The sequence below is a fragment of the Providencia alcalifaciens DSM 30120 genome (assembly GCF_000173415.1).
Classification (GTDB): Bacteria; Pseudomonadota; Gammaproteobacteria; order Enterobacterales; family Enterobacteriaceae; genus Providencia; species Providencia alcalifaciens.
Window position 1 is genome coordinate 26,556 of sequence record NZ_ABXW01000046.1, and the last position, 14,666, is coordinate 41,221.

Below are 14,666 nucleotides of genomic sequence, written 5' to 3' on the forward strand. Positions count from 1 at the left end.
TATAATCGCTCTTATCTACTGGGTATTTTCCCATGCTGCGCAGATAAAGGCTTCAACACCGTCTGCAAATTGCGATGATCGAGCAACAGATTGAATTGCCGTTAACGCAACTTCGCTATTGTCGGACACCATATACTCAAAATACTTAGACACTTTCTGACTGAAATTTGTATCATGAGACGCTGCATATAATGCGTTTATCACGACACTGCATTCTGTATGTTGGAATAAATGTTCGAAGTTCTCGACCTTCACAGCCTGTAACTCTTTAAGGATATATCCCACAAATCGCACGGTATCAACATGTTGGGTCTCTGCTAATCTCACTAATATTGTCGATTTAAATTTAGCTAAATTCCCTTTTTGGTACCAAAAAATCAACTGTAAACCAAGATTAATACGCGCTGGCTCGTGACTTTCAATCGCCTTCATTAAATAATCAGATGATGCCGTGGCTGAGTATTTCGCTAACACTTCCAATGCCTTAGTCTGATAAATCCTGCATGCATCTATATTCAGGATTGCCGTCAGTTGTTCAATTCCTTCCTCTGATAATGCGGGTAACTTTTTCAGCCCTTCTAACGCCGCTAATTTATTTTTTTCATCACTGCTAAGGGTAAATAAGTCAAATAAATAAACCTCATTGCCCCCCATTCGGTGCCCAAACCAGCCAGTATCGTATTGTTGAATAACCTCATCTAACCAGCGCTCATACCAATCAAGAAAATGATTTTCATATACGAAAAAATACGCAGTTGGAGAATCGCACCAATCATGGGTATAGATTAATCGCCCAGCATGTTCGCCAGTGACCACCAACAGAATGTCATAAGTACAACCGCAAGTTCCCAGATAAAATAGCCCTTGATGAAGTAAACTTTCTCGTGAATCGTACTCTTCGTCAGTGCAATCATCCGCCATTTGGCTCAATGTTTGCCACTCTTCATCGCTCATCGTTGGGCTAAGTACCGAAGGCAACGCAACTGAGTCATAGCGACTCTCGCTGTCCTCAAAGCGTTCAATGCCATAATACGGTCCTGCACCGCCATTACCTAACTGAGTCATAAATGTCACATACTCATGTGGTAATTGTACCGCCATCCGATTCTGCCACTGCTCTATCCGCTCAATATCTAAGGGTGGATTGAGCTGATAATTGTGGCTATCTGCACCGAACAATGCCTCATCTATATCAACTTGTTGGGCGAGAGGGAGTTTCTGTTTGATACGTTGAATTTGATCATCCGCATAGCACTGATTAATGTTCTGCCATGTTTGTTGTAATTGTTGTAACGGCGGCGAAAGGTGGTTCATTAAGCGTCAATATCCTATAGATTGCATCGTATTGATTTTAATATCATATATAACACATTATTTTAAGAGACAACGATGATTGAAAACTCTGAAAATTGTCCTCCATAAAAAAGGCTCCGCTTTATTCATCTAAAGGGAGCCTTGAAAACGTGGATATCACCAATTATAGAGGATCAATTTTCAAGCATGATACCGCATGCTTAAAGCTCCCTTCTAATAATGGACGTGTTTTCGCACATTCTGCATCAGCACTTGGGCAACGAGTTCTAAATACACAGCCCGACGGTGGATTAATCGGTGAAGGTAACTCTCCATCAAGTAGCTCAATTTGCTTGTTTTTTTCCTTATCAGGATCAGGAACGGGTACCGCTGACATCAATGCACGCGTATAAGGATGCAGCGGGTTGTTATACACCTCGTCATACGTCCCCAATTCCACAGCATGCCCTAAATACATCACCAAAACTCGGTCTGAAATATGCTTAACTACCGCCAAATCGTGAGCGATAAAGATCAATGAGAGTTTCATTTCTCGCTGAAGTTCTTGCAGTAAGTTAACCACCTGCGCTTGAATTGACACATCCAATGCAGATACGGGCTCATCACAAATAACCAGTTTAGGTTCTAATATCAGTGCGCGCGCAATACCAATTCGCTGACATTGCCCACCGGAAAACTCATGAGGGTAACGGTTAATCAGGTTTGGTAATAACCCTACCCGCATCATCATTTTCTTCACTTTTTCAGTGATTTCTGCCTGTGACATCTTAGGATGATACGTTTTTAATGGCTCCGCAATAATATCCCCGATAGTCATCCGTGGGTTAAGGGATGCCAACGGATCTTGAAATATCATCTGAATATCGCTGCGTACATTGCGCCATTGCTTATCGTTCATGGTCAGCAAATTTTGCCCAAGCCATGTTACGGTGCCGCTAGTGGATTTTACTAAGCCGATCAGAGCACGAGCGAAGGTCGATTTACCACAACCAGATTCGCCAACAACACCAAGGGTTTCCCCTTCATACAAACGTAATGTCACGCCATCGACGGCCTTTAAGCTTTTATCGGGTTGCCAAAACCACTGTTGTTTATCCCTGATGGAAAAATGCACTTTGAGATCGTTCACTTCCAACAGCACCTGCCTATTTTCTTGGTTGGTCATACTAATTCCTCCACAGACTTAAAGCAGGCACGCAAACGAGATTGGGCAAAACTGGATAATCGAGGTTCTTCCTCTACACAGTGTTGATTTGCATATTGGCAACGCGGTGAGAATGGACAGCCTTTCGGTAAGCGTAAAAGATTTGGTGGATTGCCCGGAATGGTTGCCAAGTTATCATCATCACCGTCTAAGCGAGGCACGGCGGCTAATAAACCGAGTGAATATGGATGGGAGGGTTGGTAGAAAATATCCCGAGCACTGCCATATTCCATGGTACGCCCTGCGTACATCACCAAAACCTTATCACACACACCCGCGACAACACCCAAATCGTGAGTGATTAAAATGATCGCCGTATCAAATTCCTGTTTTAGCTCATTCAGTAATGTCATGATTTGCGCTTGTACAGTTACATCCAATGCAGTGGTTGGCTCATCAGCAATGAGCAGTTTTGGCTGGCACAAGAGTGCCATCGCAATCATCACGCGCTGGCGCATACCACCTGAAAATTCATGTGGATACATATTCATACGTTTACGCGCTTCAGGCATTTTTACGGCATCAAGCATACGAACTGACTCTTCAAATGCCCCTTTTTTACTCAGTCCCTTATGTAACATTAAGACTTCAGAAAGCTGAGTACCAATCTTCAAATAAGGATTAAGCGATGTCATTGGGTCTTGGAAGATCATTGAAATCTCTTCCGCACGCATGCGATTAAGTTCTTTTTCCTTGAGATTTAAAATCTCACGACCATTAAACATGGCTGAGCCACCCACTCGACCATTTTTTGCCAGTAACCCCATGAGTGCGAACGCTGTCTGCGATTTACCTGAACCAGATTCACCCACAATACCCAGCGTTTCTCCCGCACTCAATTCAAAGTTGAGTTTGTTAACCGCTGTCACATTCCCATCTTGGGTTGCGAATGTGACGTTCAAATCATGCACCGATAATAAAGGGCTTCTGCGTGTTGAGTGTTCCATAATAAGCCCCTTAGCGATCTTTCGGGTCGAGGGCATCACGTAAGCCATCGCCGATAAAGTTAAAACAAAACAGCGTGATAACTAAGAATCCAGCAGGGATCAACAGCAACCACGGTGTTACTTCCATTGAGTTTGCCCCATCACTGAGCAAGGCTCCCCAACTACTGAGTGGCTCTTGAGTTCCTAAACCAAGGAAACTTAAGAAGGACTCAAACAAAATCATACTTGGTACGAGTAAAGAAGCATAAACCACAACCACGCCCAATACGTTGGGGACGATATGGCGAAGAATAATATGCCTCGTACTCACTCCACACACTAGCGCTGCCTCAATAAATTCTTTGCGCTTTAATCCCAATGTTTGTCCGCGAACGATACGCGCCATATCCAGCCATGACACCATACCAATTGCGACGAAAATCAGCAGGATATTGGTACCAAATAAGGTGACCAACAAAATAACGAAGAACATAAATGGGAAGGAGTTTAAAATTTCCAATAAGCGCATCATGATGGAGTCGACTTTACCACCCACATAACCCGCTAACGACCCATACAATGTTCCCACGACAACCGCCACCAATGCTGCTGCAACGCCGACCATCAATGAAATTCGTCCACCAATTGCCACACGTACAAGTAAATCACGACCTGAAGCATCCGTTCCGAAATAATGCCCCGTAGCCCAATCAGGTGCTGTGGACATCATCTCCCAATCCGTATCGTCATACAGAAATGGCGATAACATAGGGGCAAAAATCACAAACAGGGTGATACAAAATAGGACACATAAGCTGACAATCGCCGCACGGTTATGCATAAAACGCCGTCTTGCATCTTGCCAGAGGCTGCGCCCTTCAATATCCAGTTGCTCAGAAAAATTTTCCAGAGCTTCACTATTTTTGTTGTTTAATAACATAGTGTTTCTCCGGCTTAGTAACGAATTTTCGGGTCGATGACAGCGTATAACACATCGACAATGGCATTAAAGGCAATGGTTAAAACCCCAACTAAAATAGTCAAGCTGAGCACCAACGAGTAATCACGATTTAAAGCCCCATTCACAAATAGCTGGCCAATACCAGGTAAACCGAAAATGGTTTCAATGACCATTGAACCTGTGATTATCCCGACAAAAGCCGGTCCCATATAAGAAAGCACAGGCAACAACGCCGGTTTTAAGGCATGTCGGAAAATAATGGTACGCAGTGGTAACCCTTTTGCGCGCGCAGTACGAATAAAGTTTGAATGCATGATTTCAATCATCGAACCACGAGTAATACGTGAAATACTGGCAATATATGCCAAAGAGAGCGCCACCATTGGCAATATCATATGTGTCACATTACCGCCATCCCAACCCCCACCGGGGAGCCATTTCAAATGAATGGCAAAAATCAGCACCAAAAGAGGTGCCACAACGAAGCTTGGGATGACAACCCCCGTCATGGCGAATCCCATGACTGTAAAGTCCCATTTAGTATTTTGATTTAAAGCCGCAATGACCCCCGCTGTAATACCAAATAACACCGCAACCACAAACGCCGTTGCGCCGAGTTTTGCAGATACAGGAAAGGCTTTCGCGACTAGCTCATTCACACTGTAGTCTTTGTACTTAAAGGAAGGACCGAAATCCCCTTGTGAAAGTTGGATTAAATAATTGAAGTATTGCTTATACATGGGATCATTCAGGTGATATTTCGCCTCAATATTCGCCATAACTTCAGGAGGTAATTTTCGCTCACCCGTAAACGGACTTCCTGGCGCGAGTCGCATCATGAAAAATGAGATGGTAATGAGAATAAATAAAGTCGGAATTGCTTCAAGCAAACGACGTAAAATAAATTTAAACATTGCCCTTTCCTACTTCTGTTGCCATTTAGGCTAATGGCTGGCTCACGCGGAGCCAGCCTGTTGTAATTAGTGTTTGATGATATACAGATCTTTAGTATGTAAGTTATCTAATGGATCTTTACCCGTATATCCACCCACATACGGTTTCACTAATCGGGTGTTAACATAATAGTAGAGAGGGACTATCGCAGAATCTTTGTCAACAATCTGTTCTGCTTGTTTGTATAAATCAGCACGCTCGTCATCTGTTTTTACTTGAAGCGTCTTTTTCATCGCGGCATCAAAATCTTTGTTTTTATAATGTACGGTGTTATTACTGCTGTAAGAAAGCAGCATATTTAAGAAGGATGACGGTTCGTTATAGTCTGCACACCAACCTGCGCGTGCGACATCATAAGCACCTTGGTGACGGCTATCTAAGAAAGTTTTCCACTCTTGGTTTTCGAGTTTAACCTCTGCACCAATATTTTTCTTCCACATGGATGATGCGGCAATAGCAATGCGTTTATGTAAATCTGATGTGTTATATAACAAGTTAAATTTCAATGGGTTTGACTTATTATAACCCGCTTCTTCAAGCAACTGTTTCGCCTTTTCATTACGCTGTTCTTGCGTCATGTTAGTGTACCAATCTGGTTTTTCAGCTTTCATACCATTGGTAAATGGTGGTGTAAAACCATAGGCAGGAATATCTCCCATTCCCTTGATTTTATTAGCGATAGTATCTCTGTCCATTGACAGTTTTAATGCTTCTCTAACGCGAGGATCATTAAATGGCGGTTTCTCATTATTAATTTCGTAATAGTAAGTACATAAATATGGACTTACACGCAAATCCTTCTGCATTGTTTGTTGAATGTTTTTAAATTGTTCGATAGGTAAATTGGTATACGTCATATCAATTTCGCCGCTACGATAACGGTTTACGTCCGTAACTTCCGATGAAATTGGTAAGAAGGTGACTTGGTCGATGACTGTATGTGCATTATCCCAATAGGTTGGACTACGCTCTAAAACAATACGTTCGTTAACGGTCCAATCTTTCAATTTATAGGCACCGTTACCCACAAAATTACCCGGCTGAGTCCATTTAGCCCCAAATTTTTCAACGACTTTTTTATTCACTGGCGACATTGATGGGTGAGAAAGTAATTTAGGAATATACGGTACGGCTTCGCTTAATGTTAGCACCAACGTTTTATCATCTAACGCTTTAACGCCTAATTCTTCTGGTTTTTTCTTACCGGCAATAACATCATCCACATTCTGTACGTGGGCATATTGCAGATAACTAGCGTAAGGAGACGCGGTGTCTGGATCTGCGAGTCGGCGCCAGCTATAAACAAAATCCTCAGCCGTGACAGGGTCACCATTTGACCATTTAGCGCCATCGCGAATTTTAAAGGTCCACTCTTTGAAATCTTTATTTTCCCAGCTAATCGCGGAGCCAGGTAATGTTTCCCCTTCAGGTCCAACAATCGTAATCCCTTCCAATAGGTCCCTTGCTAAATGGGATTCAGGCACCCCTTCAATTTTGTGCGGGTCAAGGGATTGTGGCTCGGAGCCATTATTACGTACGATAACTTGTTTATCGGCTAGCTCCACGCCAGCAGGAACAACTGCAGCATAACTTGTCGCCATCGTCCCTGCCATTAACCCAGCAGCAACGCTTAAAGCAACAAAGGTCTTATTCAGTAATTTGCTCATTATTTTGGTTACTCCCATACTCTTGTTTTGGTTGTGTTGTTGATGCATCCGATTACTGAGTCAGTAAACAGTTATTTTGTTTATTACAAAATTATTGATTAGTAGAATTTATATATAACCGCTTAACATCCATATGATCAAGAGGGTCTCCTCCTTTAAATCCTCCAATTGTGGGCTTGATCATTCTTGCACTCACGCGGTAATAAACGGGAACCAGCGCAGAGTCTTTGTCTAGCAAGGACTCTGCTTGTTGATAAATTTTTTGACGAGATTGGTCATCTGGTGCAGTCAAAGCCTCTAATAGCAATTGATCATAAGCTTTGTTTTTGTATGCTGCCGTATTGTTACTGTTATCCGACAGTAATGAATTCAAAAATGCAGAAGGCTCGTTGTAATCAGCACACCATGTTGCTCTAGCAACTTCATAGTTTCCTTCATGGCGGTTTTGTAAGCTGGTTTTCCATTCTTGGTTTTGCAATGTGACTTGAGCACCAATATTTTTTTGCCACATCGATGCGGCAACAATAGCTTGCTGCTTATTTTGATCTGATGTGTTGTACAGTAGAGTAAATTTAAGGGGATTTTTCGCCGTGTATCCAGCCTCAGCGAGCAGGTCTTTGGCTCGTTGGTAACGCTGTTCCGCCGAAAGTTTTGCCCATTCAGGTATGGCGAAATGACCATTATGAATAAATGTCGGTGTAAACCCATAAGCGACAACCTGTCCTTGGTCGATGATTTTATTTGTGATCGTTTCTCTGTCTAAACCTAATTTAATCGCTTCACGCACTCGTGGGTCGGTAAAGGGAGCTTTCTGGTTATTAATTTCATAGTAAAACGTACACAGATATGGACGAACATACAGCTCGTTAGGTTTCTCTGCCTTCATTTTTTTAAACAACGTAGGCGGAATGGCAGAGTTACTAATGTCTATTTCACCGCTGCGATAGCGGTTGTTATCACTGACTTCAGACGTGATGGCTAAAAAAGTAGCTTGGTCAATCTGCGTTTTTGCATTATTCCAATACTGTGGATTACGCTTAAGAATAATTCGCTCATTGACTGTCCATTCATCCAAAATGTATGCCCCATTGCTAATAAAGAAACCGGGTTGTGTCCATTTATCACCATATTTTTCAATTGCTTTACGGTTAACTGGCTTCATTGAGGTATGTGAAAGCATATCGATAAAGTAAGGGACTGGATGGCTGAGTGTTACCTGCAAATGTTTATCATCAATAGCTTTAACACCCAATGATTCTTTCGGTTTCAGCCCTTTTAAAATCGCTTCTGAGTTTTCGATATAAGCATTTTGTAAATAACTGGAATAAGGTGATCCCGTTTTCGGGTCCGCTAGTCGCTGCCAGCTATATACAAAATCCTCTGCGACAACAGGTGTTCCATCACTCCATTTGGCATCATCGCGTATAGTGAATGTCCATACGGTATAATTTTCATTCTGCCAACTGCTCGCCATACCAGGAACCGCTTTACCCTCAATATCCTCGTAAACCAGCCCTTCTAACAAATTGAGAATAATATTACCTTCCGGCACCCCTTCAACTTTATGAGGATCAAGAGAAGCAACTTCAGAACCATTGTTTATGGTAATCGTTTGTGGTGATTTATTTGAGGTAGGTAACGCTTGAGCAAAAACAGTAGATGAGATAATGAGACAAGAAAGTAAACAGTGTCGGGATGTTAATTTCATCGTTGCGCCTTCTCCATTTCATAATTAAATTTTCAACATTAAGTCGAATGGTGTTTTTTTAGCCTTTCGTTATTGACTCATAAAGGCTTTTAGCCATTGTTTACTAATAACTTTTTTACTTTAACCTCCCAAAAACGCCCTTACTGACTTTAATTTATACAAAAGGCATATAAAAAAAAGCCGCAAAAAATCACATACACTTAACATTTCGAGCATTAAATCATCATCAGAATAACTAAAATGTACGTAACAATAAAAATAAACAAATAAAACAATCAGATAAAAAACACCTTAAATAATACTTAAGACCTGCAATGACAATAATCCAAACATATCATTAACAATCTCCAATGAGAATAGTGAATAACTTTACGCAGCTCACATTTCCTTACTTTTTATTCCTATATTTGCAAAAAGTGCGGCACATAATCACATTTTATATTTATCGTGCAGAGGAACTATTTCGAACATCTTGAGTAACTCAAAAAAATTAAATGGATATTGTCGATTGAGATGAGATGATGATGTGTAATAAAAGAGAGGCAGGAATAGCCGTCCCGATAGACGGCTAAATACAATGAGTTATAAAAGACCTGGAAATATTGCTTTCACACCCGTTACAGCAATTTCGATACCTAATGACATTAATAATAACCCCATAATACGGGTGACGACGTTAATACCTGTCTGCCCTAAATAACGAACCAATAAAGATGCCGAACGGAACAGCAACCAACAACAGAAAGCAAATAAAATACTGGTTAACGCTAATCCAATAAAATTTTGCCACCCTGTCCATCGTGAAGACCACACGATACATGAACTGATTGCACCGGGTCCCGCCATTAACGGAAGAGCTAATGGAACCACACCAATGCTATCGCGCACTGCTGTTTCGGTTTTTTCTTGTTTGTTTTGTTTATCTTCACCAATTTTACCGCTGATCATCGATAAAGCGATAGTAACAATTAGTATTCCCCCCGCGATACGGAACGAATCAATTGAGATGCCAAACAGCTGTAATATTGAGTCACCAACCAGTAAAGACGTACATAAAATAATTGCCACTGATGAGTTGGCTATTGTATTTGTTCGATTACGGCTCGCGATAGTTTGGTAGTTTGTCATACTAATAAACACAGGTAGGATACCAACCGGGTTTACTAACGCAAATAGACCAATAAAAAATTTAATATAGCCTGATAAATCAAGTAATGTTGCGCTCACCCATTAATACCCTCATAAAATTCTTAAACAAGAAACGCTTACCTGAATTAATTTTATCACTGAAATGACTAAAATCCTTAGTTAAAGAACAATTTTGTGCATCTTAATAGAATTATTTATTGCAGGTTGTCTCACCACTCAAAAATCGACGTTTTATTCACCCATTTTTAGCGATTCATTAATCCTTTTTTTGCAATTTCTACTAAAACGTAAAAATGCCATGCTGAAAGGAGTCAGCTTGCATATTTTGTGATTTAGATCACTTTATTAATTCCCCTTTTTGTTAATCTGTTCTTAACTAATAAACGTTATTATGAATCAGTTAATTTTTACTTTTTGAGCTATTTATCTGAGATTTATAAGCCAATTAGCATGAGTGAAACGCATTATTGTTAAGTTTATCTATACTGTTGTTTTAGGTGGTCTTGTTACAACAGCTTTTTTTAGATGCTTTGCTCATTGGCTTAAAAATTTTAACTTTATCAGGAGTAATCTATATGTCCGTAACTAATGTTACCGAACTCAATGAACTCGTTGCTCGTGTCAAAAAAGCTCAACGTGAATTTGCCAGCTTCTCTCAAGAAAAAGTCGACCGTATTTTCCGCGCTGCGGCTCTCGCTGCGGCTGATGCTCGAATTCCATTAGCTAAACTAGCCGTTGAAGAATCAGGTATGGGTATTGTGGAAGATAAAGTGATTAAAAACCACTTCGCTTCTGAGTATATCTATAACGCGTATAAAGACGAAAAAACCTGTGGCATTCTGTCTGAAGACCCAACCTTTGGCACCATTACTATTGCTGAACCTATTGGCATTATCTGCGGTATTGTCCCAACAACAAACCCAACGTCTACTGCCATTTTTAAATCTTTAATTAGCTTAAAAACTCGTAATGCGATTATTTTTTCTCCACATCCGCGTGCTAAAATTGCGACTAACCGTGCGGCAGAAATCGTATTAAATGCAGCGATTGAAGCTGGTGCACCAAAAGATATCATCGGTTGGATTGATTCCCCATCAGTCGAGCTGTCTAACGCATTAATGCATCACCCAGATATTAACCTAATCTTAGCAACCGGTGGTCCGGGCATGGTGAAAGCAGCATACAGCTCAGGTAAACCCGCTATTGGTGTAGGCGCAGGTAACACCCCTGTTGTTATTGATGAAACCGCCGATATCAAACGTGCCGTTGCGTCTATCTTGATGTCAAAAACTTTTGATAATGGTGTAATTTGCGCATCTGAGCAGTCAGTTGTCGTGGTTGATGCAGTTTATGATCAAGTTCGTGAGCGCTTTGCTACCCATGGCGGTTACCTACTACAAGGTAAAGAACTCAAAGCTGTCCAAAATATTATTTTAAAAGATGGTAACCTAAATGCAGCAATCGTGGGTCAACCAGCATTTAAAATTGCAGAAATGGCAGGTATTGTCGTTCCTGAAACCACCAAAATTCTGATTGGCGAGGTAAAACTCATTGATGAATCAGAGCCTTTTGCCCATGAAAAACTTTCTCCACTTTTAGCAATGTATCGTGCTAAAAACTTTGAAGATGCAGTGGAAAAAGCAGAACAATTAGTTGAAATGGGCGGTATTGGTCATACGTCTTGCCTCTACACTGACCAAGATAACCAACATGCTCGAGTAAGCTATTTTGGCGAAAAAATGAAAACGGCACGTATTTTGATTAATACCCCAGCATCTCAAGGCGGTATCGGTGACCTGTATAACTTTAAGTTAGCACCATCCTTAACCTTGGGTTGTGGTTCTTGGGGAGGTAACTCTATCTCCGAAAACGTAGGACCAAAACACTTAATCAACAAGAAAACCGTGGCAAAAAGAGCTGAAAATATGTTGTGGCATAAACTCCCTAATTCAATCTATTTCCGCCGTGGATGTCTTCCTATTGCTTTAGAAGAGATAGCCACTGATGGTGCAAAACGCGCCTTTATCGTCACCGATGGCTATTTATTCAATAATGGTTATGTCGATGAAATTGTTGATGTGCTGAAAAAACACCATATTGAAACGGATGTTTTCTTTGAAGTAGAAGCGGATCCTACCTTGTCTGTTGTACGTAAAGGCGCAGCTCAAATGCAAGCATTCCAACCGGATGTGATCATCGCATTAGGTGGTGGTTCCCCAATGGATGCCGCTAAGATCATGTGGGTCATGTACGAGCACCCAGAAACTCACTTTGAAGAATTAGCGTTACGCTTTATGGATATCCGTAAACGTATTCATAAATTCCCGAAAATGGGCGTAAAAGCAAAATTAGTGGCGATTACAACCACGTCAGGTACAGGTTCTGAAGTTACACCATTTGCCGTTGTGACTGATGATAAAACAGGTCAAAAATACCCATTAGCAGACTACGCATTAACACCAAATATGGCGATTGTTGATGCAAACTTAGTCATGAACATGCCTAAATCGCTAACTGCATTTGGTGGGTTAGATGCCGTGACTCATGCCCTGGAATCTTATGTTTCTGTACTGGCGAATGAATTCTCTGACGGTCAAGCATTGAAAGCACTAAGCCTGTTAAAAGATTATCTGCCAGCAAGCTACCATGAAGGGGCGAAAAACCCTGTAGCAAGAGAGCGGGTTCATAATGCAGCAACATTAGCGGGTATTGCATTTGCCAACGCCTTCTTAGGAGTTTGTCACTCCATGGCACATAAATTGGGGTCTGAATTCCATATTCCACATGGTTTAGCTAATGCCCTATTGATTTGTAACGTTATTCGTTTCAACGCAAATGATAACCCAACTAAGCAAACAGCATTCAGCCAATACGATCGCCCTCAAGCTCGTCGTCAATATGCTGAGATTGCTGATCACTTAGGATTGACCAAAGCAGGCGACCGTACAGGTGAGAAAATTGAACGTCTACTTGCTTGGCTAGAAGAGATGAAAGCGGATTTAGGTATTCCTAAATCTATTCGTGAAGCTGGTGTTGCCGAAGCGGACTTCTTAGCTCATTTAGATAAATTGTCTGAAGATGCGTTTGATGACCAATGTACTGGAGCTAACCCACGTTACCCGCTGATCTCTGAAATCAAACAACTGTTACTGGATTCTTACTACGGACGTGAATTTACTGAAAAAGGCGCAGAACTTGCTGCACCTAAAGCAGAAAAGAAAAGCACGAAAAAATAGTTAGCATTCTAATGGTATAGCCATTAATCGATAAAAAGGCTTCAAAAGATTTAGGATCCCCCTAACGCTTTTGGAGCCTTTATCTTTATTCAAACATCCCAAAGATGGATATATGATAAAATCACCGCCCTAACCACCTTACGATTATTTGTCTAAGCAGTCGTCTTCTCTCATTGCAGCATTCGTTTATTCCACAATACCGTCGTTAGAATATCACCTATAAATTAGGTTGGTCTCATCAGACTTATTGATAACCCAAATATAAACCTTGGTATATGTATTTCCGAAATATAACCACGCTGCGGTATCAGCTAACTTGAGTCACTTTATTGAAAACAGTTGAAATGCTTAGTAAAGCACCAATAAGGATCAATTTCATAAAACCTTTTATATTTATGTTAAGTCCCATCCAGAAAAACATGAGTCTATAAATGAACTCTTTTCAATCAACCATGACCTTTTCTTTTCTCGGGACGACATAAATTGATATGAAAAAACTGGCTGATTTTACCTATTTAATTTTACTGTGCTTGAGCTTTTCAGCCTACAGCGTGGGCTTACGTCTGGAACCAACAAGATTAATATTAAACAGTGATCACCCCTCCACCACATTCACGGTGATTAATGGGGATTCAATCCCCTATTTCATTCAGGCTACCGTGACTGAACAAATTGAAGGTACGAAGTCACCTTATTTTTTGGTTACCCCCTACTTATTTCGATTAGAAGCAAACAATCAGTCTAGCGCTCGCGTATTATTAAAAAATAACAGTGAATTACCAGCCGATAGAGAATCTCTTTTCTTTTTAAATACACGCGCTATTCCAGCAGAAAAACACCTTCGAGAGCGAGCAAATAAGACTAAACCCACGTTTGTCACCAACATCTTCATTAAAGTATTTTATCGACCTAGTCATCTCAGTGCTCCCAATAGCCATATTTTCCAGCGAGTGACTCTTCACCAACAACAAAAAATGTGGAAATTTAATAATCCAACACCTTACTATCTAACTGTTGTAAATATTAAATATAACCAGAAAAACTATAATAAAAGCCTGATATTGGCATCATTTAGTGATACAGAAATACCCAATATTCAAGGAAATATTTTCCAAGCTCAATGGCAAATGATTAATGATTTTGGTGGGCTTTCCGACGAGTTCACTTACCTACCAGCTATTGTCACTGAATAAGGCATTAAACGCGTTCAGCCTGGATAAAAAGCGATGAATGATAGCTAACTCAACTACATCCACTAGCCCGTGACAACAGCGTATCGATGAGGAAAGATAGTACAGAGAGGACATTCACAGTTACCTTAGCTTCCCCTAGCTAAATGGAAACATGAAGAAATGGCTAGACGTTATAATCTCGTTGTCACCTTATGAACAAAAGCAGTCGATTTTATTCCAGTCAATGCTCTTTTCATTAGTCTTCGTTTCACTGCCATGAGCATATAATCAACCCTACCTTATATTCCTATTACCGTAGGCGTATTCCAAAGCAAAGAAACAATAATAAAAACTTGTCGTTTTTAAGATTTGAGA

Annotated in this window: 10 protein-coding genes; 2 read left to right on the top strand and 8 right to left on the bottom strand. The window is 40.8% G+C overall.

Annotated elements, in window-relative coordinates:
- Positions 1-15: 15 nt before the first annotated feature.
- The 8 genes from PROVALCAL_RS08230 to PROVALCAL_RS08265 form a co-directional block, all read right to left on the bottom strand.
- Positions 16-1,314 carry an SMI1/KNR4 family protein gene (locus PROVALCAL_RS08230; RefSeq protein WP_006658732.1) on the bottom strand — a complete coding sequence of 433 codons (1,299 nt, stop codon included), beginning with the start codon at positions 1,312-1,314 and terminating at the stop codon, positions 16-18.
- 163 nt (positions 1,315-1,477) lie between these two features.
- The gene (oppF, locus tag PROVALCAL_RS08235) at positions 1,478-2,479 is read right to left on the bottom strand and encodes a murein tripeptide/oligopeptide ABC transporter ATP binding protein OppF (RefSeq protein WP_006658733.1); all 1,002 of its coding nucleotides are present in this window, start codon (positions 2,477-2,479) and stop codon (positions 1,478-1,480) included.
- On the bottom strand, positions 2,476-3,465 hold the full coding sequence (gene oppD, locus PROVALCAL_RS08240) for an ABC transporter ATP-binding protein (protein ID WP_039861794.1): 990 nt from the start codon (positions 3,463-3,465) through the stop codon (positions 2,476-2,478). Before oppD ends, oppF begins: the two co-directional genes overlap by 4 nt.
- 10 nt (positions 3,466-3,475) lie before the next feature.
- Positions 3,476-4,384, bottom strand: coding sequence for an oligopeptide ABC transporter permease OppC (gene oppC, locus PROVALCAL_RS08245; protein WP_006658736.1), 909 nt, complete (start codon positions 4,382-4,384; stop codon positions 3,476-3,478).
- A 14-nt stretch (positions 4,385-4,398) separates the two neighbouring features.
- On the bottom strand, positions 4,399-5,319 hold the full coding sequence (gene oppB / locus PROVALCAL_RS08250; RefSeq protein WP_006658738.1) for an oligopeptide ABC transporter permease OppB: 921 nt from the start codon (positions 5,317-5,319) through the stop codon (positions 4,399-4,401).
- Between the two features lie 66 nt (positions 5,320-5,385).
- A complete protein-coding gene (oppA, locus tag PROVALCAL_RS08255; protein ID WP_006661680.1) occupies positions 5,386-7,026 on the bottom strand; it encodes an oligopeptide ABC transporter substrate-binding protein OppA in 1,641 nt (546 codons plus the stop codon).
- 91 nt (positions 7,027-7,117) lie between these two features.
- Positions 7,118-8,734: an ABC transporter substrate-binding protein gene (locus tag PROVALCAL_RS08260; protein ID WP_006658740.1), complete on the bottom strand. Its 1,617-nt coding sequence runs from the start codon at positions 8,732-8,734 to the stop codon at positions 7,118-7,120.
- Positions 8,735-9,316: 582 nt separating this feature from the next.
- Positions 9,317-9,961 carry a YchE family NAAT transporter gene (locus PROVALCAL_RS08265; protein WP_006658741.1) on the bottom strand — a complete coding sequence of 215 codons (645 nt, stop codon included), beginning with the start codon at positions 9,959-9,961 and terminating at the stop codon, positions 9,317-9,319.
- A 497-nt stretch (positions 9,962-10,458) separates the two neighbouring features.
- On the opposite strand from PROVALCAL_RS08265, the gene adhE reads away from it, so the two are divergent.
- Positions 10,459-13,119: a bifunctional acetaldehyde-CoA/alcohol dehydrogenase gene (gene adhE, locus PROVALCAL_RS08270; protein ID WP_006661678.1), complete on the top strand. Its 2,661-nt coding sequence runs from the start codon at positions 10,459-10,461 to the stop codon at positions 13,117-13,119.
- A 488-nt stretch (positions 13,120-13,607) separates the two neighbouring features.
- On the top strand, positions 13,608-14,312 hold the full coding sequence (locus tag PROVALCAL_RS08275) for a fimbrial biogenesis chaperone (RefSeq protein WP_006658743.1): 705 nt from the start codon (positions 13,608-13,610) through the stop codon (positions 14,310-14,312).
- Positions 14,313-14,666 lie beyond the last annotated feature (354 nt).